The sequence below is a fragment of the Streptomyces sp. AB3(2024) genome (assembly GCF_041862025.1).
Classification (GTDB): Bacteria; Actinomycetota; Actinomycetes; order Streptomycetales; family Streptomycetaceae; genus Streptomyces.
Genome location: NZ_JBGWAB010000079.1, coordinates 1 through 20551, shown reverse-complemented (window position 1 = coordinate 20551; position 20551 = coordinate 1). Strand labels below are relative to the sequence as shown.

Sequence of the window (20551 nt, the reverse complement as noted above, 5' to 3'; positions counted from 1 at the left end):
TAGAACCGTGAACGAAATGGTGCGGGGCGCGGCAGAGGTGGACGTGGTGGTCGTCGGGGCCGGACAGGCGGGCCTGTCCGGCGCGTACCACCTGGCCAGGGCGGGGATCGAGCACGTGGTCCTGGACCACGCCCCGCGGCCGGGCGGCGCCTGGCAGTTCCGCTGGCCCTCGCTCACCTACGGCAAGGTCCACGGGATGCACGCCCTGCCCGGCATGGAACTGGTCGGCGCCGATCCACTGCGGCCCTCGTCCGAGGTGATCGGCGCGTACTTCGCGGCGTACGAGGAGCGCTTCGGCCTGCGCGTCCGCCGGCCCGTGGACGTGAAGGCGGTGCGTGACGCCGGCGACGGCCCGGCCGGCCGGCTGCTCGTCGAATCGACGGCGGGCACCTGGTCGGCGCGGGCGCTGGTCAACGCCACCGGCACCTGGGACCGGCCGTTCTGGCCGCGCTACCCGGGCCAGGAACTGTTCCGGGGCCGACAGCTGCACACCGCCAACTACCCCGGGCCCCAGGAGTTCGCCGGGGCCCGCGTCATCGTGGTCGGCGGCGGCACCTCGGCGGTGCAGCACCTGCTGGAGATCGCCGAGGTGGCGGCGGAGACCACATGGGTCACGCGCCGGCCCCCCGTGTTCCGCGAGGGGACCTTCGGGGAAGCCGAGGGCCGGGCGGCGGTGGCACTGGTGGAGGAACGCGTCCGGCGCGGGCTGCCCCCGCAGAGCGTGGTCAGTGTGACCGGCCTGCCCCTCAACGACGCCGTCCGGGCGGGGATCGCCTCCGGGGTCCTGGAGCGACGGCCCGTCTTCGACCACCTGACCGCCTCCGGGGCCGCCTGGGTGGACGGCAGCCTGGTGGAGGCCGACGTGATCCTCTGGGCCACCGGCTTCCGTGCCGCCGTCGACCATCTGGCCCCGCTGCGGCTGCGCGAGCCGGGCGGCGGCATCCGGGTCGAGGGCACCAGGGCCGTACGGGACGAGCGCGTCCACCTGGTGGGCTACGGCCCGTCGGCCTCGACGATCGGCGCCAACCGTGCGGGCGCCACCGCCGTCCGCGAGATCCGCCGCCTGCTGGACCGGGAGCCGGCCGGCCCGCGGGTCGGCGGCGCCGGGTGAGGAGCCGTGCGGCTGCGCGGGACGCAGGCCGCACCGGGGCCCCGCGCCCCGGTGCTCAGGACCCCCGGGGCGCGGGCGCTCCCGCCGCCGCCCGGAGACGGTTGAACTCCGCCACGTGCTTCTTGTGCTCCTCGTAGGTGGTCGAGAAGCGGGTGTCGCCCGGCTTCACCGTGACGAAGAACAGCCAGTCGCCGGGGGTCGGCGCGACCGCCGCCGCCATGGCGCGCAGTCCGGGGCTGTCGATCGGAGTGGGGGGCAGGCCCTGGCGTTCGTAGGTGTTGAACGGGTGGTCGATCCGGGTGTCGCTCAGCTTGGTGTCGAGGGTGCTGCGGTTGAGCGCGTAGTTGAGGGTGGAGTCCATCTGGAGCGGCATCGACTTCGCCAGCCGGTTGTGCACGACGCGCGCGACCTTGCCCATGTCCGCCGGGGTCTGGACCTCCGCCTCGATGATGCTGGCGAGGGTGGCCGTCTGGTACGGGGTCATCCCGTGCACCTTGCCGCCGTCGGCGACGGCCTTCGTGGCGAGGTTCCGGTTCGCCGTCTCCACCATGGACGCGAGCAGCGCGGTCGGGGTGGACTTCGAGGTCACCGGGTACGTGGCTGGGAAGAGGTAGCCCTCCGGGTTGCCCTTGGCCTCCGCCGGCAGGGCCAGTGCGGCCGCGGCGGCGGCCTTCTTCGTGGCGCCGGCCGGGAGCCGGAGCTCGCGGTCGATGGCGGCGTAGACCTGCGGGGCCCGCCAGCCTTCGGGGATCAGCAACGGGCGCGGCTTCTCGGGCGGTTCCTCGCGGGGCAGCAGCGGGATCAGAACGGCTGCCCCGAGCCCGAGCAGCATGCCGAGGAAGAGCGCCAGGCGGCCCCGGCGGGTCAGCCGGGAGCGGCGTGGCGGCGGCCGGTACTCATCATGCATACGGGCACGCTAGACCGCATACCGCACTCTTTACGGCATTACCCACCCAAACAAGTCATATGATCACACGTTCACCGGAGCCGGCATCGGCTCCCCCGACAGTCCCCGGCCCACTCCTTCGGCCGTGCCCGCGGTCGCGCTTTCGATCATGCCTTCAGACCTGCCCGCGCCCGTGCCCGTGCCCTTGGCAGGCTCGCGCGCTCCGGGCGCCGCCTGTGCCGCGTCGCGGTCCCGGCGGACCAGCGCGGCGTAGCGGCCTCCGGCCCCCAGCAGTTCCTCGTGCGTGCCGCGCTCGGCGATCCGGCCGGCGTCCAGGACCACGATCTGGTCGGCGTCCCGGACGGTGGAGAGCCGGTGCGCGATGGTGATGGTGGTGCGCCCCCGGGAGAGGTTGTCGATGGCCCGCTGCACGGCGTGCTCGGTGCGGGTGTCGAGGGCGCTGGTCGCCTCGTCGAGGATGAGCACCGGCGGATCGCGCAGGATCGTACGGGCGATGGCCAGCCGCTGCTTCTCACCTCCGGAGAAGCGGTAGCCGCGCTCGCCGACCAGGGTGTCGTACCCGTCGGGCAGGGACTCGATGTGGTCGTGGATCTGGGCCGCCCGCGCCGCCTCGGCGATCTCCTCGTCGGTGGCGTCCGGTTTGGCGAAGCGCAGGTTGTCCCCCACGGAGGCGTGGAAGAGGTAGGTCTCCTGGGAGACCACGCCTATGGAGCGGGCCAGCGAGTCGAAGTCGAGGTCGCGCACGTCCACCCCGTCGAGGGCGACCCGGCCGCCGGTCACGTCGTAGAGCCGGGGCACCAGGTAGCTGAGGGTGCTCTTGCCCGAGCCGGTCGGGCCCACCACGGCGAGGGAGCCGCCGGCCGGGACGGTGATGTCGATGCCGGTGAGGGTCGGGCCGTCCTTGGCCTCGTAGGAGAAGTGCACGTCCTCCAGACGGATCTCACCCTTCGCCCGGTCCAGCCTCACGGGAGCCTCGCGCTCGGTGATGTCCACCGACAGGTCGAGGTACTCGAAGATCCGGGCGAACAGCGCCAGCGAGGTCTGGATCTGCACACCTGTCGACAGGAGGCTCACGGCGGGCCGGAACAGGCCCTGCTGGAGCGTGACGAAGGCGACGAGGGTGCCGACGGAGAGCGAGGGCGCACCGGTCTGCATGGCGATGCCCGCGGCCCAGTAGATGAGCGCGGGCATGGCGGCCATGACGATGCCGATGGTCGACATCCGCCAGCGCCCGGCCATGCTGGAGCGCACCTCCAGCCCGACGAGCTTCTCGGACTCCTCGGAGAAGGCCTTGGTCAGGGAGTCGGACCGGCCCATGGTGCGGCCGAGGAGAATGCCGCTCACGGAGAGGGATTCGGTGACAATGGCCGCCATGGCCGCCATCTGCTTCTGACGCTGCGTGGTGATCTTCTTGCGCTCGCGGCCCACGCGGCGGCTGATCCACACGAAGAGCGGCAGCAGGAGCAGGGAGACCAGCGTGAGCCGCCAGTCGAGCGCGAGCATGGCGACGATCGAGGCGATGACGGCGGTCAGGTTCGACACGAGCGAGGTCGCCGTCGAGGTGACCGTCGCCTGCATGCCGCCGATGTCGTTGGCTATCCGGGACTGCACCTCGCCGGTGCGGGTGCGGGTGAAGAAGGCCAGCGGCATCCGCTGGAGCTGGGCGTAGACGGCGGTGCGCAGGTCGTGCATGACGCGCTGGCCGACGGTGGTGGAGATCAGGGTCTGGAGCACACCGAACACGCTGGTGACGACGGCCGTGAGGATCATGCCCAGCGCGAGCAGGCTCAACAGGCCCGTACGCCCCTCGGGGATCGCGACGTCCAGGATCGCCTTGAGCAGGAACGGCGAGGCGACGCCGACCAGTGAGGAGGCGCCGACCAGGGCGCCGACCACGGCCAGGCGCCCGCGGTAGGGGCGGAAGAGGCCGAGGATCCGCCGCAGCTCGCGAGGCCGGTCCGCCGGAGCCGGACGGGTGGGGTCGAGGGATTCGTTCGATGGGGTCCACTTCGGTTCTTCGGGGCGCATGGGCCTCCTTCTGACGAGACTCCGATGAGCATAGCTCATTGTTACCTATACTCACAATGAATCCGGTCCTGGTACTGTTTCCCAGTATGAGCACCGGTTCCGAGACCGACATCCGCGGCTCCGCCGCCGACCCCACCCCCGACTCCACCGACGGCGTACTCGCCGAGCAGCTGCTGCGCCTCACGCGGCGGCTCCACCGCATCCAGAAGCGCCACATGGAGCCGCTCGGGATCACCCCGGCCCAGGGCCGGCTGCTGCGGCTCGTCGCGCACTACGGGGGTGACCGGCCGCCCCGCATGGCCGATCTGGCCGCGCGCCTGGAGGTCGTGCCCCGCGCCGTGACCACCCTCGTGGACGGCCTGGAGGCGGCCGACTGCGTGCGCCGCGCGCCCGACCCGGCCAACCGCCGCGTCATCCGGATCGAGCTCACCGAAACCGGTCGCGCCACGCTGCGCCGTCTGCGCAGCGCGCGGACCGACGCCGCAGAGGAGATCCTGGCTCCGTTGACCGCGCCACAGCGCGAGGTGCTCGGCGGCCTGTTGAACGCGCTGGCCGACGCCCCGGCCCGGGGCGGCTGCTGAGCCGGGAGCCACCGGCGCCCGGCTGACGGACGGACCAGGACACGGAGGGGCTCCACATGCCGCTGCTGGAACCGAAGCCGGGCGCGCTGCGCCCGCACAGTCCCGGCGCCCCGGCCCCCGACCGGGTCCCCGACCGCATGGCCCCGGGCACCCCCTCGGTGCTGCGCGCCGAGCTGACCGGGCTGCTCGGCGCCGAGAAGGTGCTCTGGAAGGTCTCCGACCTGGTCCGCTACGCCACGGATGCCTCCCCGTACCGGTTCGTGCCGCAGGTCGTCGTGATCGCCGAGGACATCGACGACATCTCCGCCGTCCTGTCCTACGCGCACGGCAGACAGCGCGAGGTGGTCTTCCGCGCCGCCGGAACCTCGCTCAACGGCCAGGCCCAGGGCGAGGACATCCTCGTCGACGTCCGCCGCCACTGGGCCGGGATCGAGGTCCTGGACGACGGCCGCCGCGCCCGCATCGGGCCCGGCACCACCGTCCTGCGGGCCAACGCCGCCCTGGCCCGGCACGGCCGGATCCTGGGGCCCGACCCGGCCAGCGCCATCGCCTGCACCCTCGGCGGAGTGGTCGCCAACAACGCCTCCGGCATGACGGCGGGGACCACGAGGAACTCGTACCGCACCCTCTCCTCCCTCACCCTCGTGCTGCCGACCGGAACCGTCGTCGACACCGCCGACCCGCTCGCGGACGAGGAGCTGGCCCGCGCCGAGCCGGCCCTGTGCCACGGGCTGATGGAGATCAAGCGGGAGATCGAGGCCGACCCGGACCTCGTCGCCCGGATCCGTGCCAAGTACGAGATCAAGAACACCACCGGCTACCGGCTCGACGCCTACCTCGACGGCACCACCCCCGTGGAGGTCCTGCGCGGCCTGATGGTCGGCTCCGAAGGCACCCTCGGCTTCATCTCCGAGGTCGTCTTCGACACCCTCCCCCTGGACCGCGAGCTCACCACCGGCCTGCTCTTCTTCCCCTCCCTGCCCGCCGCCGCCGCGGCCGTACCGCTGTTCAACGCGGCCGGGGCCCTCGCCGTGGAGCTGATGGACGGCAACACCCTGCGCGCCTGCGTCAGCGTCGCCGGCGTGCCCGCCGACTGGGCGGAGCTGCCCAAGGACACGGCAGCGCTGCTGGTGGAGTTCCGTGCCCCGGACGCGGCGGGCCGCGCGGAGCACGAGCGCCGCGCGGCCGGGGTGCTGGCCGGACTGGAGCTGGTGGCCCCCGTCGCCTCCGTCACGAACACCTTCACCTGCGATCCCTCGGTCGTCTCCGGCTACTGGAAGGCACGCAAGGCCTTCGTCACCGCCGTCGGCGGGGCCCGCGCACCCGGCACCACCCTGATCACCGAGGACTTCGCGGTCCCCCCGTCCCGGCTCGCCGAGGCCTGCGAGGCGCTCCTCGCGCTCCAGGCGGAGCACGGGTTCGACGCGGCCGTCGCGGGTCACGCCGCCCACGGCAACCTGCACTTCCTGCTCGCCTTCGACGCCTCGGTGCCCGCCGACGTCGACCGGTACGCGGCCTTCATGGAAGCCTTCTGCCGGCTCACGGTCGAACGCTTCGACGGCTCGCTGAAGGCCGAGCACTCCACGGGCCGCAACATGGCCCCCTTCCTCGAACTCGAATGGGGACCGCGGGCCACCGACCTGATGTGGCGCACCAAGCGGCTCCTCGACCCGGACCTCGTCCTCGCCCCGCGCATCCTCCTCGACCGCGACCCCCGGGCCCATCTGCGCGGACTGAAGACGATCCCGCGCATCGAGGCCGTGGCGGACCCCTGCATCGAGTGCGGCTTCTGCGAACCGGTCTGCCCCAGCGAGCACCTGACGACCACTCCGCGCCAGCGGATCGTGCTGCGCCGCGAGATGATGCGGCAGCCGCCCGGCTCCCCCGTCCTCGACGGCCTGCTCGACTCCTACGGCCACGACGCCGTCGACACCTGCGCGGGCGACTCCACCTGTGCCCTCGCCTGCCCCGTCGGCATCGACACCGGCGCGCTGATGAAGGACTTCCGCCACCTGCGGCACAGCCCGCGCGAGGAACGCGCCGCCGCCCTGGCCGCCCGGCGGTTCCGGACCGTCGAGGCGGCCGCGCGGCTGGCCGTGGCCGCCGCCGACAAGATCACCTCCACGGTCGGGGACCGCCCCCTGACCGTGGCGACGGAGGCCGCGCGCAAGGCCGTACGCCCCGACCTGGTACCGCTCTGGCTGCCGCAGATCCCCGGCGCCGCCGCCCGCGGACTGCCCACGACCCGGCGGGTGGGCGCGGCCGCGGTCTACTACCCGGCCTGCGTCAACCGCATCTTCGGCGGGCCCGCGGGCGATCCCGGGCCCTCCCTGCCGGAAGCGGTGGTGGCCGTGTCGGAGCGGGCCGGGAAGCCGGTCTGGATCCCCCGCGACGTCACCGGCACCTGCTGCGCGACGATCTGGAACTCCAAGGGGTACGAGGAGGGCAACCGGGTGATGGCCAACCGGATCGTGGAGGCCGCCTGGGGCTGGACGGCCGGCGGCCGGCTGCCCCTGGTGGTCGACGCCTCCTCCTGCACCCTGGGCATCGCGCACGAGGTGGTCCCGTACCTGACCGAGGACAACCGGGCCCTGCACGCGGAACTGCGGGTCGTCGACTCCGTCGTCTGGGCGGCCCACGAACTGCTGCCACGGCTGAAGGTACTGCGCACGGTCGGGTCCGCCGTCCTCCACCCCACCTGTTCGATGCGCCATCTGGGTGACGAGGCCGAACTGCGCGTGGTGGCCGAGGCATGCGCCGACGAGGTGGTCGTCCCGGACGACGCGGGCTGCTGCGCCTTCGCCGGCGACCGGGGGATGCTGCACCCGGAGCTGACGGAATCGGCGACGGCCCGCGAGGCCGCGGAGGTGACGGCCCGGCAGTTCGACGCGCACCTGTCGGCGAACCGCATGTGCGAGGTGGGAATGGACCGGGCCACGGGGCGGAGCTACTCCTCGGCGCTGCTCGCGCTGGAGCGTGCCACGCGCCCCTGAACGCGCCCGGCGCGGGCGGCGGGCCGCACCGGAAGCCGGGCGTCCCGTTCCCCGGCGACACGCGCGGGGCGCACCCCCACCCGCCGGAAAATCGATTGCCGGGGCCGGTCCGGGAAGACGAACCTTGCGGGGTTCGGCCTACCCGACCAGTCATGGGGCGTCATGCAGATCAGCGATCTTCCGTATCCGGATCCCGGAGTGCCGGACGCCCGTACCGGCCCGAGGTTCCTGCTGTGGCTGGGCCGGGGGCAACTCGGCGGCCAGGCCCGTAGCCTGGCCTGGGGGCTCCTCCACTTCGGCGGCGTCGCCGGGCTGCCGTACGCCGTGGGCCTCGGCGTGGACGCGGTCGTGCGCCGCGACGGCGGCGGACTGCTCCGCGTCGGCGCGCTGCTCCTGCTGCTCGGCATCGCCATCTCGCTCGGCGACGCGATGCTGCACCGCACCGCCGTCACCAACTGGATCACGGCGGCCGCGCGGGTCCAGCAGCTGCTGGCCCGCAAGACCGCAGAACTGGGCTCCGCCCTGACCCGCCGGGTCGCGGCGGGCGAAGTGGTGTCCGTTTCGACGGGTGACGTCGAGAAAATCGGATGGTTCGTCGAGGCCGTCTCCCGGTTCCTCGCCGCCGCCTTGACCGTCGCCGCGATCTGCGTCGGCCTCCTCTTCTACGCGCCCGCGATCGGCGTGGTCGTCGCCGTGGGCGTCCCGGTGCTCGCCCTGTCCGTCCTGCCGTTGCTGCCGCGCGCCACACGGCGCGCGGACGTCCAGCGCGAGAAGGCGGGCAAGGCCACCGAGCTGGCCTCCGACACCGTCGCCGGCCTGCGCGTCCTACGGGGCATCGGCGGCGAGGAACTGTTCCTCGGGCGCTACCGGGAGGCCTCGCAGGAGGTCCGCAGGGCCGCCGTGCGCAGTGCCCGGATGTGGGCGCTGATCGCGGCCGTGCAGGTGCTGCTCCCGGGCGCCCTGATGATCACGGTGGTCTGCTACGGGGCCGTGCTCGTGACGGACGGACGGCTGGCGGTGGGCGAACTCGTGGCGGCCTTCAGCGCGGTGGCCACGATGCTGTACCCGCTGCGGCACTTCCAGGAGATCGCGATGGCCTACTCCTTCTCCCGGCCCTCCGCCGCGCGGGCGGCGCGGGTGCTGTCGCTGACGCGCACCGGGGACGGGGGCCCGGCCGGCTCCGGCCCGGCGGGGCCCGTACGGGCCCCGGCTCCGGGCGGGGACCTGTACGACGCCGAGACGGGGGTGCTGGCCCCGGCCGGTGCCTTCACGGCGGTGGTGTGCGGGGACCCTGACCTGGCGGGCCGGCTCGCGGAGCGGCTGGGGGGTCATCCGACGGACTCCGTCACCGGGGCGCGCTCCGCGCTGCTCGGCGGGGTCGCGCTGGACGAGCTCGCGCTGGACACGGCCCGCGAGCTGGTCCTCGTACAGGACAAGGACCCGGTGCTGCTGTCCGGGACGCTGCGCGAGCTGTTCGACGTACCGGCCTCGGGGTCCGTGACGGCGGCGGCCGCTCTGGAGGCCGCGCAGTGCGACGACGTCCTGGACGCGCTGCTGCAGTCGGCCCCCGACACGGTGCGGGACCCGATGGACGCCCGGATCACCGAACGCGGCCGCTCGCTGTCCGGCGGGCAGCGCCAGCGGCTGGCGCTGGCCAGGTCGCTGGTGACCGACCCGGAGGTGCTGGTGCTGGACGAGCCGACCTCGGCGGTGGACTCGCACACCGAGGCGCGGATCGCCGACGGGATCGCGGCCCTGCGGTCCGGGCGCACGACGGTGGTGCTGGCGTCCTCGCCGCTGCTGCTGGACCGCGCCGACCGGGTCGTCCTGGTCCACGGGGGCCGGGCCCTTCCCGCGGGCACGCACCGCGAGCTGCTGCTCGGCGAGCCGCGCTACCGGGCGGTCGTCACCCGCGAGACGGACGAGGAACAGCGGCGCGCCGGGATCGGCCTGGCGGGCCCGGCAGAGGAACTCACAGGGATCGAGGAATCCGCATGATCGGCGTGGCGCCCCCGGAGTACGATCCGGCGGCCCCCGAGACGGCCGCGACCCTGCCCGTGGGCACGTCGGCGACCGTACGGGGCTATGTGCGCGGCCTGCTGCGCCGGCACCGGCGGGCCTTCGCGGTGCTGGTCGGGGTCAACGCGGTGGCGGTGGTCGCGTCGATGGTGGGCCCTTCCCTGCTGGGGCGGGTCGTCGACGAGCTCTCGTCGGGGGCGCGCGAGCTCCATCTGGGGCGCGTGGCGCTGCTGTTCGCGCTGGCGCTGGCCGTCCAGACGTTCTTCGTACGGATGGTGCGGTTGCGCGGGGCGATGCTCGGCGAGGAGATGCTGGCCGATCTGCGCGAGGACTTCCTGGTGCGGTCGGTCGGGCTGCCCCCGGGCGTGCTGGAACGCGCCGGGACGGGCGACCTGCTCTCCCGGATCACCACCGACATCGACCGGCTGGCCAACGCGATGCGCGAGGCCGTGCCGCAGCTGACCATCGGCGTGGTCTGGGCCGGGCTGCTCTACGGGGCGCTCGTGGTCACCGCCCCGCCGCTGGCGCTGGCCGCGCTGGTGGCGCTGCCGGTCCTGGTCGTCGGCTGCCGCTGGTACTTCCGGCGGGCGCCCTCGGCGTACCGCTCGGAGGCGGCCGGGTACGCGGCGGTCTCGGCGGCGCTCACCGAGACGGTGGACGCGGGACGGACCGTGGAGGCGCACCGGCTGGGGCACCGCCGGATCTCGCTGTCGGAGCGGCGGATCAAGGAGTGGACCGCGTGGGAGCGATACACGCTGTACCTGCGGACGGTCCTCTTCCCCGTCGTCAACATCACCTACGTGACGATCCTCGGCGCCGTGCTGATGATCGGCGGGTACTGCGTGCTGCGGGGCTGGATGTCGGTCGGGCAGATGACGACCGGGGCACTGCTGGCGCAGATGATGGTCGACCCCATCGGTCTGATCCTCCGCTGGTACGACGAACTCCAGGTCGCCCAGGTCTCGCTGGCCCGGCTGGTGGGCGTGCGCGAGATCGAGCCGGACGCCGGGGACGGCGCCGTCGCCCCCGGGGGCCGGGAGGTGCGGGCGCAGGAGGTCCGGTTCGGTTACAAGGAGGGCGTGGACGTCCTGCACCGGGTGTCGATGTCCGTGCCGCCGGGCACCCGGATGGCGCTGGTCGGTCCCTCGGGCGCGGGCAAGTCCACCTTGGGCAGGCTGCTGGCGGGCATCTACGCGCCCCGGACGGGTGAGGTCACGCTCGGCGGCGCGAGGCTGTCGCGGATGCCGGCGGAGCGGGTGCGGGAGCACGTGGCGCTGGTCAACCAGGAACACCACGTCTTCGTCGGATCGCTGCGGGACAATCTGCGCCTCGCCCGGTCGGGTGCGGCCGACACCGAACTGTGGGCGGCGCTGGACGCGGTGGACGCGGACGGCTGGGCGCGGGCCCTGGAGGCGGGGCTGGACACCGAGGTGGGGTCCGGCGGGAACGCGCTGACTCCGGCTCAGGCCCAGCAGATCGCGCTGGCCCGGCTGGTGCTGGCCGACCCGCACACGCTGGTGCTGGACGAGGCGACCTCGCTGCTGGACCCGCGGGCCGCCCGGCACCTGGAGCGTTCGCTCGCGCGGGTGCTGGAGGGCCGTACGGTCATCGCGATCGCCCATCGGCTCCACACGGCGCACGACGCGGACGTGATCGCGGTGGTCGAGGCCGGCCGGATCAGTGAGCTGGGCTCGCACGACGAGCTGGTGGCGGCCGATGGGGCGTACGCGGCCCTCTGGCGCTCCTGGCACGGCTGATCCGCCCCGCGGTGTCCGGCTCCCGAGAGCCGGGCCCCGGGGGGGGCACCTGCCGGTCCCGGGCCTGCCTGCGGGGGCGTACGGTCCGGGGCGTACCGGTCTAGATGAAGCCGAGGGCCGCGGCGCCGCCGAAGCCGCCGAGGAGCATGAAGACCGGCATCAGGACCTTGAGCTCCACCCAGCTGCCGGCGCGGAAGCGCATCGCCTTCGGAGGGCCGATCGGGTACCAGCGCTTCCCCGCGATGGGGAGGGGCCACAGGATCGGGCAGCCGGAGACGGTGAGCGCATCGCCGATGTCGTGGACGAGGGCTCCGAGCAGGATCGGCAGGCCGAGCCACAGGTACTCCTGGCCGGGGCCGGTGAAGAGCCAGCCCGCGCCGTTGCCCGGCTGGTCGAGCACTCCGGCCAGGGCCCAGGCGCCCGTGGCGCCGAGCAGCCAGACCAGGACGTCGCTGGACATCCGGGCCGCCCGCCAGAGGAGGCCCTCGACGGCCAGCACCAGGTGGACGAAGAGCAGCGCGAGGACGCCCCAGCGGTCGGCGGTGACCGCGAGCGCGGAGGACCCGGCGCCTATCAGGACCGCCCAGAGCCAGGTGTGGGTCAGGGTGCGGTGGCCCCCGGTGCGGCGGGCGTCTCGCGGGGCGCGGGTGGCCTTGTAGACGGCGTAGGAGATCTTGTCGACCACCTCGCACAGGCCGCGGGAGAGGGGGCCGAAGGCGCGCGAGATCGTCGCCGACTTGTGGTCGAGGTCGGGGGCCAGGGCCGCACCGGCGCATATGAGCGCGCCGACGACCAGTACGGGCCATGGCATCGGGTGCCCGGCTGCGGCCGTCGCCGCGCCCACCCCCAGCCAGGCCGCTGCCCCGGAGAGTGAGTGCGCCGGCCCCATCATGGTCTGTGTCCCGCCCCGGTCGTGTCTGGTCGGGCCCCGTCGAGCGTTTCGGTCGGGCCGCCTCGACGGCACAGCGTACCCGTGACGATCTTCGTCCTGGCGGCCGGTTCCCTCTTCCGGTCGGAAGCCAGGCAAGATGGGGGGTGTGACCCTCATTGATCAGCTCCCGCCGAACGCCGACCCCGACGCCCTCTTCGAGGCTTTCTCCTCGTGGGCGGAGGACCAGGGCATCACCCTGTACCCGGCGCAGGAGGAGGCCCTGATCGAGGTCGTCTCCGGTGCGAACGTGATCCTGTCGACCCCGACCGGCTCGGGCAAGAGCCTCGTGGCGGCGGGCGCCCACTTCACCGCGCTGGCCCAGGACAAGGTGACCTTCTACACCGCCCCGATCAAGGCGCTGGTGTCGGAGAAGTTCTTCGACCTGTGCAAGCTCTTCGGCACCGAGAACGTCGGCATGCTGACCGGCGACGCCTCCGTGAACGCCGACGCCCCGGTGATCTGCTGCACGGCCGAGGTGCTGGCCTCCATCGCCCTGCGCGACGGCAAGTACGCCGACATCGGCCAGGTCGTGATGGACGAGTTCCACTTCTACGCGGAGCCGGACCGCGGCTGGGCCTGGCAGATCCCGCTGCTGGAACTGCCCCAGGCACAGTTCGTCCTGATGTCGGCGACCCTCGGCGACGTGAAGCGCTTCGAGGAGGACCTGACCCGGCGCACCGGCCGTCCGACATCGGTGGTCCGCTCGGCGAGCCGGCCCGTCCCGCTGTCGTACGAGTACGTGACCACGCCGATCACGGACACCATCACGGAACTGCTGGAGACCCGGCAGGCCCCGGTCTACATCGTGCACTTCACGCAGGCCCAGGCGGTCGAGCGGGCGCAGTCGCTGATGAGCATCAACATGTGCACCCGCGAGGAGAAGGACAAGATCGCGGAGCTGATCGGCAACTTCCGTTTCACCACGAAGTTCGGCCAGAACCTCTCCCGCTACGTCCGCCACGGCATCGGCGTGCACCACGCGGGCATGCTGCCCAAGTACCGGCGGCTGGTGGAGAAGCTCGCCCAGGCCGGTCTGCTGAAGGTCATCTGCGGGACCGACACCCTCGGCGTCGGCGTCAACGTCCCGATCCGCACGGTGCTGTTCACGGCACTCACCAAGTACGACGGCAACCGCGTCCGGACGCTGCGCGCCCGCGAGTTCCACCAGATCGCCGGACGCGCGGGCCGGGCCGGCTTCGACACGGCCGGCTTCGTGGTCGCACAGGCGCCCGAGCACGTCATCGAGAACGAGAAGGCCCTCGCGAAGGCGGGCGACGACCCGAAGAAGCGCCGCAAGGTGGTCCGCAAGAAGGCCCCCGAGGGCTTCGTGGCCTGGTCGGACACCACCTTCGAGAAGCTGATCGCCGCCGACCCGGAGCCGCTGACCTCGCGCTTCAAGGTCACCAACATCATGCTGCTGTCGGTCATCGCCCGGCCGGGCGACGCCTTCCAGGCGATGCGCCACCTCCTGGAGGACAACCACGAGCCGCGCAAGGCCCAGTTGCGGCACATCCGGCGGGCCTTCGCGATCTACCGTTCGCTGCTGGACGGCGGCGTGGTGGAGAAACTCGACGCCCCCGACGCCGAGGGCCGCACCATCCGCCTGACCGTCGACCTCCAGCAGGACTTCGCTCTCAACCAGCCGCTGTCCACCTTCGCGCTGGCCTCCTTCGACCTGCTGGACCCGGAGTCCCCTTCCTACGCCCTGGACATGGTCTCGGTCGTCGAGTCCACCCTGGACGACCCGCGCCAGATCCTGGCCGCCCAGCAGAACAAGGAACGCGGTATCGCGGTCGGCGCGATGAAGGCCGACGGGATCGAGTACGAGGAGCGCATGGAGCGCCTCCAGGACGTCACCTATCCGAAGCCCCTGGAAGAACTGCTGCTGCACGCCTACGACGTGTACAGCAAGAGCCACCCGTGGGTCCGCGACCACCCGGTCTCCCCGAAGTCGATCATCCGCGACATGTACGAGCGCGCGATGACCTTCACCGAGTTCACCTCCTTCTACGAGCTGGCCCGCACCGAGGGCATCGTGCTGCGCTACCTGGCGAGCGCGTACAAGGCGCTGGACCACACCATCCCCGACGACCTGAAGTCCGAGGACCTCCAGGACCTCATCGCCTGGCTGGGCGAGCTGGTCCGCCAGGTGGACTCCAGCCTGCTCGACGAGTGGGAGCAGCTGGCGAACCCGGAGGTGGAGACGGCGGAGCAGGCCCAGGAGAAGGCCGACCAGGTCAAGCCGGTCACGGCGAACGCCCGCGCCTTCCGTGTCCTGGTCCGCAACGCGATGTTCCGCCGGGTCGAGCTGGCGGCCCTGGACCACGTCAACGTGCTGGGCGAGCTGGACGCCGAGTCCGGCTGGGACGCCGACGCCTGGGGCGAGGCCATGGACGGCTACTGGGACGAGTACGACGACCTCGGCACCGGCCCCGACGCCCGCGGCCCCAAGCTCCTCCAGATCGAGGAGGACGCCGCCCACGGCCTGTGGCGCGTCCGCCAGACGTTCGCCGACCCGAACGGCGACCATGGCTGGGGCATCAGCGCCGAGGTCGACCTCGCCGCGTCCGACGAGGAGGGCCGGGCCGTCATCCGGGTCACCTCGGTCGGCGAGCTCGGGCTGCTCTGACCGAACCCCGCACGCCTCCGGCCGGCGCCCGCGCACCGCGCCGGCCGGAACCGCCGCACCCGACAGTGGAGAGCTGCTGATGACGAACCCCGCCGAGAGACTGGTCGATCTGCTCGACCTGGAGCAGATCGAGGTCAACATCTTCCGGGGCGCCAGCCCCCAGGAATCCCTCCAGCGCGTGTTCGGCGGACAGGTCGCCGGGCAGGCGCTGGTGGCGGCCGGCCGCACCACCGAGAGCGACCGGCCGGTCCACTCCCTGCACGCGTACTTCCTGCGCCCGGGCATCCCCGGGGTGCCCATCGTGTACCAGGTGGAACGGGTGCGCGACGGGCGCTCCTTCACCACGCGCCGGGTCACCGCGGTCCAGCAGGGCAAGACCGTCTTCAATCTGACCGCCTCCTTCCATCACCCGGAGGAGGGCAGCATCGAGCACCAGCTGCCTCCCCGCCTCGACTTCCCCCACCCGGACGCGCTGCCGAAGGTCGTCGACGAGATCCGCGAGCACCTGGGCGCGCTGCCCGAGGCGCTGGAGCGGATGGCCCGCCGTCAGCCCTTCGACATCCGGTACGTGGACCGGCTCCGCTGGACTCCGGAGGAGCTCAAGGACGCCGATCCGCGCAGCGCGGTGTGGATGCGGGCGGTCGGCCCGCTGGGCGACGACCCGCTCGTGCACACCTGCGCCCTCACCTACGCCAGTGACATGACCCTCCTCGACGCCGTGCGCATCCCCGTGGAACCGCTGTGGGGCATGCGCGGTTTCGACATGGCCTCGCTGGACCACGCCATGTGGTTCCACCGGCCCTTTCGCGCGGACGAGTGGTTCCTGTACGACCAGGAGTCGCCCATCGCGCACGGTGGCCGCGGTCTGGCCCGTGGCCGCATCTACGACGTGGAGGGCAGGCTGCTGGTCTCCGTGGTCCAGGAGGGCCTCTTCCGCCCGTACCCGGCCGAGGCGGCCAAGCCGGCCGTGTCCCCGCAGTAGTCCCGCAGGCCCCTCCGCCGGCCTCTCCGCCGACCCTTCCGTCGGCGGTTCCGTCCGTACGCCCGTCACCTCCCCTCCGATCACCTCCGAAGAGCTGAGCGCACATGCCCACCCCGGTCCTCCCCTGCCCCTGCGGGCTGCCCGCCGCCTACCCGGAATGCTGCGGCCGCTTCCACTCGGGCGCCCGGCAGGCTCCCACCGCGGAGCTGCTGATGCGGTCGCGGTTCAGCGCGTTCGCGGTCGGCGACAGCGCCTACCTGATGCGCTCCTGGCACTCCTCGACCCGGCCGGGCCGGCTCGATCTGGATCCCGAGCAGCGCTGGGAGCGGCTGGAGATCCTGGCCACCGAGCGCGGTGGGATGTTCGAGACGGAGGGGTCGGTGGAGTTCCGGGCGCACTACCGGGAGGGCGGGCACACGGGTTCGCTGCGCGAGCACAGCGCCTTCTCCCGCGAGTCGGGCGCCTGGGTCTACGTCGGCCCCCTCTCCCCCGTCGAGTTCGACTGACCGCTCTCCCCGGTCGAGTTCCGCCGGCCCCGCGCCCCGGTCAGGGCGAAGTCGAGGCTGGTGAGGTACCAGTGCACCTCGTCCGGCGGCTCCGCCAGCAGCAGCCGCCCGGCCACGGCGGCCGCGGCCGGGACCTGCGGGTGGCCGTAGGGCGGGGGCGGCGCGAGCGCGGCAAGGACGATCCGTTCCGCCGGATCGGGGACGGCCTGGCGCACCTGCTGTTCGGGGAGTACGGAGGCCAGCACGGCGGCCCGCTCCCACGGATCGGCGGTTCGTCTCAGCAGGAGCCCCACATGCCGTCCGCGCCACCGGCGCGGGCGCAGATCCGCTTTGGCCTCCAACAGCTCCCGGTCCCCCGGGGGCGCGGCCCCGCTCAGCAACCCCGGCTCCCCGGCGGCGAACTCCCTCAGCTCGGCGGCCAGATAGAGCCAGACGACGGCCCGGTAACGGTTGATCCGGTAGCCGACGGGAGTGAGGTGCCCGCAGCGCGCGAGCCGGGTGAAGCGGCTCGGGCCGGTCCCCAGCGTCCGTGCCCCGGCGTCGGCGCCGGCCACGGTCTCGATCCGCTCCCGCAGTGTCCGCGGGTACCCCTCACCCGCCCTGACCCGGTCCAGTTCGGCGCGGGCGAAGCGGGCGGCTCCGCCGGCCGCCCGCGGGCCGGGACGCACCAGCCCCAGCTGGACGGCACGTGCGAACTCGCCCCGGCGCAGACCCAGTTCCCCGGCGGACCGGACCGCGCTCAGCAGCTCCGGCGGCCGCGCGTCGGCCCGCGGCCCGCCCGTGCCCCCGCCTCCGCCGGCGCCCCCGCCGGTGCCCCCGGCAAGCTCCCCGTCGATGCCGCCGTCCCCGTACAGACCGGCCGGCGCCTCCGCGCACGGGCGCACGCCCGGCCGGGCGCCCGCCTTCACGAGCGGCTCCGCACCCACGTCCTCGGGCGCCTCCACCGGCACGCGCTCGGGCGCTCCCGCGCTCATCTTGCCCCGCACGTCCGCGCGCGGCCCGCACGGTTCCCCGCCCACCGGCCCGGACCGCTCCCGCCCGTCCCTGCCGGCCGGCACACGTTCCAGCGCTCGCACCTTCATCACAGTCCTCCCCCGCGAGTGGCGATCACTCTGCGTGAAGACCGTAACCCAGTGTGACGGATCCGCGCGAGGCCTGTGGACAACTCCGCGCCCGGCGCCCGCCGGTCAGCCCCCGGTGATCCGCCGCTCCGCGACCCCCAGGTGCTCCCCGACCCGGTTGACCAGCAGCGTCATCTCATAAGCCACCTGGACGATGTCCGCCTCGGCCGCGCTCAGCGCGCACAGGGAACTGCCCGAACCCGCCGCGACGACGAACAGGAAGCCCTCGTCGTACTCGACCATGGTCTGGCGCACCTCCCCCGCCCTGAAGTGCCGCCCCGACCCCTTGGCCAGGCTCTGCAGCCCCGCCGCGACGGCCGCGAGGTGCTCGGCGTCCTCGCGCGCCAGCCCGGCGCTCGCGGCCGTCACCAGTCCGTCGTTCGACAACACCACCGCATGGCGGACCTGCGGGACCCTGCGCGTCAGATCGTCCAGCAGCCAGTCGAGCTGCTTGTCCAGTGCCATTTCCAGCCCCTCCCCGTTGACGCGGCCGACGTGGCCGCGCCCCACCCCGCTTGGTCGTGCCGCAAGCCTTCCCCACCAGCCCCTTTCCGGCAAGGAGGATGGACCCATGGCACAGAAGATGACTCAAGAGGAGTGGCGTGCGTTCGTTTCGCACTCCACCCGCACCGGAAAGCTGTCCACGGTCCGCGAGGACGGAAGCCCGCACATCGCTCCCATCTGGTTCGTTCTCGATGGTGACGCCTTCGTCTTCAACACCGGCAAGAGCACCGTCAAGGGGCGGAATCTGGCCCGGGACGGCCGGGTCGCCCTCTGCGTGGACGACGACCGGCCGCCCTTCTCCTACGTCGTGCTCCAGGGGCGCGCCGAGATCAGCGAGGACCTGGACGAGATGCTCCCCTGGGCGACACGGATCGGCTCCCGCTACATGGGCGAAGACCGGGGCGAGGCCTTCGGCCGCCGCAACGCCGTCCCCGGCGAACTCCTCGTCCGCGTACGCATCGACAAGGTGATCGCGACGGCCGGCATCGCCGACTGACGTCACACGGGATCGGCCTGCGACCCGACCGAATCGAGCAGCCGGGCGGTATGCACCCGCCCGGCGTACTCGACGAGCCTGATCAGCACTTCCTTCCCCGAATCCTTGTCGCGGGCGTCGCACAGCACCACCGGTGTCCCCTGCTCCAGGTCGAGGGCCCGCGCCACGTCGTTGGTCCCGTAACGCCGCGCGTCGGTGAAGCAGTTGACGGCCACCACGAACGGGATCCGCCGGTGTTCGAAGTAGTCCACGGCCGGGAAGCAGTCCTCCAGCCGCCGGGTGTCGGCGAGGACCACCGCGCCCAGCGCGCCGAGCGCGAGCTCGTCCCACAGGAACCAGAACCGGTCCTGCCCCGGCGTCCCGAACAGGTACAGGGACAGGCCGGACCGGATCGTGATCCGCCCGAAGTCCATGGCCACGGTGGTCGTGGTCTTCTGGTCGACCCCGCCGGTGTCGTCGACCCGCTCGCCGGCCTCGCTCAGCAGCTCTTCGGTCCGCAGCGGCCTGATCTCGCTGACCGCGCCCACGAGCGTGGTCTTGCCGACGCCGAAGCCTCCCGCCACGAGAATCTTCAGAGCGAGCGCGGCCAGTTCCTCGTCCGTCGCGGAACCTCCCCGCCCCGCCGGTCCGTTGTCGTGCAGTCCCATCACAGCGCTCGCAATCCCTCGATGACTTCCCGCAGAATCCGCATCTCCGGCAGCCGGGCGGGCGGCACCGGGCGGCTGACCTTGACGTGCCCCGCCTCCAACAGGTCACCGAGCAGCACCCGCACCACCCCCACGGGCAGGTCCGCGTCGGCGGCGAGTTCGGCCACCGACTGGGTCTCGTCGCGGCAGCGCCCCAGCAACGCCCGGTGCTCCGGGCCGAGCAACGCCTCCTCCCCCGTGCCCTCGGCCGCCGGGTCCACGACGACCAGCGCGATGAGGTCGAAACGCACGCCGTGGGGCCCCGGCTTCGTGCGCCCGCCGGTCAGGGCGTACGGGCGCACGAGCGGGCCCGCCTCGGCGTCGTACCACTGGTCGTCCATGCGCCGGACCGCCGCGCTCACCCTGCGGCCGGCGGGCGGACCGCGGACCGGGGCGGGGCGTACAGGTGCTCGCCGACCCGCTTGACCAGCCGGGCCATCTCGTAGGCGATCAACCCGATGTCGGCACCGGCCGCGCTGAGGACGGCCAGGCAGGAGCCGTCGCCCGCGGCCGCGACGAAGAGGTGGCCCTCGTCCATCTCCACCATCGTCTGGCGCACGCCCCCGGTGCGGAAGTGCCGGCCCGCGCCCTTGGCCAGGCTGTGGAAGCCGGAGGCCACGGCGGCGAGGTGCTCGGCGTCCTCCCGGCTCAGCGCACTGGAGGAGCCCACGGCCAGGCCGTCGTTGGACAGGACGACGGCGTGCCGGACCTCGCGGACCCGCGTCACCAGGTCGTCCAGCAGCCAGTCCAGCTCGCCGGACCGGCGCCCCGGGTCGGCATCGATCCCGCGGCCGGTCCCGTGGCCCGTCCCGCGGTCGATCCCGCGCCCGGCTGTTCCCCGGCCGGTCCCGTAGCCGGTCCCGTAGCCGGGCCCGTAGCCGGCCCCGTGGCCCGTCCCGTGGTGTTCGATCATCACACTTCTCCTTCGCCGCCCTTGTGGGGGCCGCCGTTCGGGTTCGGGTTCGAGGTCTCCTGGGTCCCGCGCGCCCAGCCCGCCCGGAAGGCGGCCATCCGGTCCCGGGCCTGTTCGGGGCTGCGGTCCGGGGGCTCCTCGTCGGTCCTGGCGCCCGGGGTCTGGGCCCCGGAGGCCTCGCGCAGCTGCGGGAGCAGGCTGGCCTGCCGTACCCGGCGCGGCAGTTCGGTGACCGACGCGGCGGTGAGGGCGGGCACGGGCCCCGGGGCGGGGGCGGATACCGGGTGCGTACGGGTACCCGTGCCACCGGGGCCGCCCGGCCGGAGGGGGGCGACCGGAGCGGGGCGCGACCCCTGCGGTCCGGGGGCGCCGGGCGCGGCGGAGGCG

17 protein-coding genes and 1 pseudogene are annotated in these 20551 nt (G+C 73.2%); 9 read left to right on the top strand and 9 right to left on the bottom strand.

Annotated features, from left to right (window positions below):
• Positions 1 to 7: 7 nt before the first annotated feature.
• Complete coding sequence (locus tag ACEPPI_RS26360) at positions 8 to 1111, top strand: FAD-dependent oxidoreductase (RefSeq protein ID WP_373917741.1); 1104 nt, start codon at positions 8 to 10, stop codon at positions 1109 to 1111.
• A 55-nt stretch (positions 1112 to 1166) separates the two neighbouring features.
• Here the strand turns inward: ACEPPI_RS26360 and mltG are convergent, their stop codons facing one another.
• Together mltG and ACEPPI_RS26350 are read right to left on the bottom strand one after the other, a co-directional pair.
• A complete protein-coding gene (mltG, locus tag ACEPPI_RS26355; protein WP_373917740.1) occupies positions 1167 to 2018 on the bottom strand; it encodes an endolytic transglycosylase MltG in 852 nt (283 codons plus the stop codon).
• Positions 2019 to 2081: 63 nt separating this feature from the next.
• The gene (locus ACEPPI_RS26350; RefSeq protein WP_373917739.1) at positions 2082 to 4046 is read right to left on the bottom strand and encodes an ABC transporter ATP-binding protein; all 1965 of its coding nucleotides are present in this window, start codon (positions 4044 to 4046) and stop codon (positions 2082 to 2084) included.
• An 86-nt stretch (positions 4047 to 4132) separates the two neighbouring features.
• Between ACEPPI_RS26350 and ACEPPI_RS26345 the strand changes: the two genes are divergently transcribed.
• The 4 genes from ACEPPI_RS26345 to ACEPPI_RS26330 all read left to right on the top strand — a co-directional run bounded on the left by ACEPPI_RS26345 (position 4133) and on the right by ACEPPI_RS26330 (position 11396).
• Complete coding sequence (locus ACEPPI_RS26345) at positions 4133 to 4627, top strand: MarR family winged helix-turn-helix transcriptional regulator (protein WP_373917738.1); 495 nt, start codon at positions 4133 to 4135, stop codon at positions 4625 to 4627.
• Between the two features lie 56 nt (positions 4628 to 4683).
• A complete protein-coding gene (locus ACEPPI_RS26340) occupies positions 4684 to 7620 on the top strand; it encodes an FAD-binding and (Fe-S)-binding domain-containing protein (protein WP_373917737.1) in 2937 nt (978 codons plus the stop codon).
• Positions 7621 to 7782: 162 nt separating this feature from the next.
• Entirely contained in the window at positions 7783 to 9618 is a 1836-nt protein-coding gene (locus tag ACEPPI_RS26335; RefSeq protein WP_373917736.1) for an ABC transporter transmembrane domain-containing protein, read from the top strand.
• Entirely contained in the window at positions 9615 to 11396 is a 1782-nt protein-coding gene (locus ACEPPI_RS26330) for an ABC transporter ATP-binding protein (RefSeq protein ID WP_373917735.1), read from the top strand. The genes ACEPPI_RS26335 and ACEPPI_RS26330 overlap by 4 nt, the downstream gene beginning before the upstream one ends.
• Before the next feature lie 100 nt (positions 11397 to 11496).
• Here ACEPPI_RS26330 and ACEPPI_RS26325 read toward each other — a convergent pair whose 3' ends face one another.
• The gene (locus ACEPPI_RS26325) at positions 11497 to 12288 is read right to left on the bottom strand and encodes a metal-dependent hydrolase (RefSeq protein WP_373917734.1); all 792 of its coding nucleotides are present in this window, start codon (positions 12286 to 12288) and stop codon (positions 11497 to 11499) included.
• Between the two features lie 145 nt (positions 12289 to 12433).
• On the opposite strand from ACEPPI_RS26325, the gene ACEPPI_RS26320 reads away from it, so the two are divergent.
• The 3 genes from ACEPPI_RS26320 (at position 12434) to ACEPPI_RS26310 (ending at position 16444) form a co-directional block, all read left to right on the top strand.
• Complete coding sequence (locus tag ACEPPI_RS26320; protein ID WP_356210440.1) at positions 12434 to 14956, top strand: DUF3516 domain-containing protein; 2523 nt, start codon at positions 12434 to 12436, stop codon at positions 14954 to 14956.
• A gap of 79 nt (positions 14957 to 15035) precedes the next feature.
• Positions 15036 to 15938 carry an acyl-CoA thioesterase gene (locus ACEPPI_RS26315; RefSeq protein WP_373917733.1) on the top strand — a complete coding sequence of 301 codons (903 nt, stop codon included), beginning with the start codon at positions 15036 to 15038 and terminating at the stop codon, positions 15936 to 15938.
• Positions 15939 to 16042: 104 nt separating this feature from the next.
• Positions 16043 to 16444 (top strand): YchJ family protein, encoded by a 402-nt coding sequence (locus ACEPPI_RS26310; RefSeq protein ID WP_373917732.1) that lies wholly within the window; start codon positions 16043 to 16045, stop codon positions 16442 to 16444.
• Here the strand turns inward: ACEPPI_RS26310 and ACEPPI_RS26305 are convergent.
• Together ACEPPI_RS26305 and ACEPPI_RS26300 are read right to left on the bottom strand one after the other, a co-directional pair.
• The gene (locus tag ACEPPI_RS26305) at positions 16408 to 17526 is read right to left on the bottom strand and encodes a DUF6397 family protein (protein ID WP_373917731.1); all 1119 of its coding nucleotides are present in this window, start codon (positions 17524 to 17526) and stop codon (positions 16408 to 16410) included. The two genes, ACEPPI_RS26310 and ACEPPI_RS26305, sit on opposite strands and share 37 nt — an antisense overlap.
• A 105-nt stretch (positions 17527 to 17631) precedes the next feature.
• Positions 17632 to 18030, bottom strand: a complete 399-nt coding sequence (locus ACEPPI_RS26300; RefSeq protein ID WP_042809302.1) for a roadblock/LC7 domain-containing protein — start codon at positions 18028 to 18030, stop codon at positions 17632 to 17634.
• Positions 18031 to 18136: 106 nt separating this feature from the next.
• Between ACEPPI_RS26300 and ACEPPI_RS26295 the strand changes: the two genes are divergently transcribed.
• A complete protein-coding gene (locus tag ACEPPI_RS26295) occupies positions 18137 to 18565 on the top strand; it encodes a PPOX class F420-dependent oxidoreductase (protein WP_373917730.1) in 429 nt (142 codons plus the stop codon).
• A 2-nt stretch (positions 18566 to 18567) separates the two neighbouring features.
• Here the strand turns inward: ACEPPI_RS26295 and ACEPPI_RS26290 are convergent, their stop codons facing one another.
• From ACEPPI_RS26290 to ACEPPI_RS26275, 4 genes and pseudogenes are all read right to left on the bottom strand, one after another.
• Positions 18568 to 19212: an ATP/GTP-binding protein gene (locus ACEPPI_RS26290; protein WP_373917729.1), complete on the bottom strand. Its 645-nt coding sequence runs from the start codon at positions 19210 to 19212 to the stop codon at positions 18568 to 18570.
• A complete protein-coding gene (locus tag ACEPPI_RS26285) occupies positions 19212 to 19592 on the bottom strand; it encodes a DUF742 domain-containing protein (protein ID WP_373917728.1) in 381 nt (126 codons plus the stop codon). The genes ACEPPI_RS26290 and ACEPPI_RS26285 overlap by 1 nt, the downstream gene beginning before the upstream one ends.
• Positions 19593 to 19609: 17 nt before the next feature.
• A complete protein-coding gene (locus ACEPPI_RS26280; RefSeq protein WP_373917757.1) occupies positions 19610 to 20035 on the bottom strand; it encodes a roadblock/LC7 domain-containing protein in 426 nt (141 codons plus the stop codon).
• 128 nt (positions 20036 to 20163) lie between these two features.
• Positions 20164 to 20551, bottom strand: a pseudogene (locus ACEPPI_RS26275) (sensor histidine kinase); the annotation flags it as partial.

Excerpts from the sequence above, each read along its gene's own strand:
- ACEPPI_RS26335 (WP_373917736.1), top strand. The coding sequence starts at position 7,783 with ATGCAGATCAGCGATCTTCCGTATCCGGATCCCGGAGTGCCGGACGCC.
- ACEPPI_RS26340 (WP_373917737.1), top strand. The coding sequence starts at position 4,684 with ATGCCGCTGCTGGAACCGAAGCCGGGCGCGCTGCGCCCGCACAGTCCC.
- ACEPPI_RS26285 (WP_373917728.1), bottom strand. The coding sequence starts at position 19,592 with ATGGACGACCAGTGGTACGACGCCGAGGCGGGCCCGCTCGTGCGCCCG.
- ACEPPI_RS26310 (WP_373917732.1), top strand. The coding sequence starts at position 16,043 with ATGCCCACCCCGGTCCTCCCCTGCCCCTGCGGGCTGCCCGCCGCCTAC.
- ACEPPI_RS26290 (WP_373917729.1), bottom strand. The coding sequence starts at position 19,212 with ATGGGACTGCACGACAACGGACCGGCGGGGCGGGGAGGTTCCGCGACG.
- ACEPPI_RS26295 (WP_373917730.1), top strand. The coding sequence starts at position 18,137 with ATGGCACAGAAGATGACTCAAGAGGAGTGGCGTGCGTTCGTTTCGCAC.
- ACEPPI_RS26345 (WP_373917738.1), top strand. The coding sequence starts at position 4,133 with ATGAGCACCGGTTCCGAGACCGACATCCGCGGCTCCGCCGCCGACCCC.
- ACEPPI_RS26300 (WP_042809302.1), bottom strand. The coding sequence starts at position 18,030 with ATGGCACTGGACAAGCAGCTCGACTGGCTGCTGGACGATCTGACGCGC.
- mltG (WP_373917740.1), bottom strand. The coding sequence starts at position 2,018 with ATGCATGATGAGTACCGGCCGCCGCCACGCCGCTCCCGGCTGACCCGC.
- ACEPPI_RS26305 (WP_373917731.1), bottom strand. The coding sequence starts at position 17,526 with ATGAAGGTGCGAGCGCTGGAACGTGTGCCGGCCGGCAGGGACGGGCGG.
- ACEPPI_RS26325 (WP_373917734.1), bottom strand. The coding sequence starts at position 12,288 with ATGATGGGGCCGGCGCACTCACTCTCCGGGGCAGCGGCCTGGCTGGGG.
- ACEPPI_RS26315 (WP_373917733.1), top strand. The coding sequence starts at position 15,036 with ATGACGAACCCCGCCGAGAGACTGGTCGATCTGCTCGACCTGGAGCAG.
- ACEPPI_RS26350 (WP_373917739.1), bottom strand. The coding sequence starts at position 4,046 with ATGCGCCCCGAAGAACCGAAGTGGACCCCATCGAACGAATCCCTCGAC.
- ACEPPI_RS26330 (WP_373917735.1), top strand. The coding sequence starts at position 9,615 with ATGATCGGCGTGGCGCCCCCGGAGTACGATCCGGCGGCCCCCGAGACG.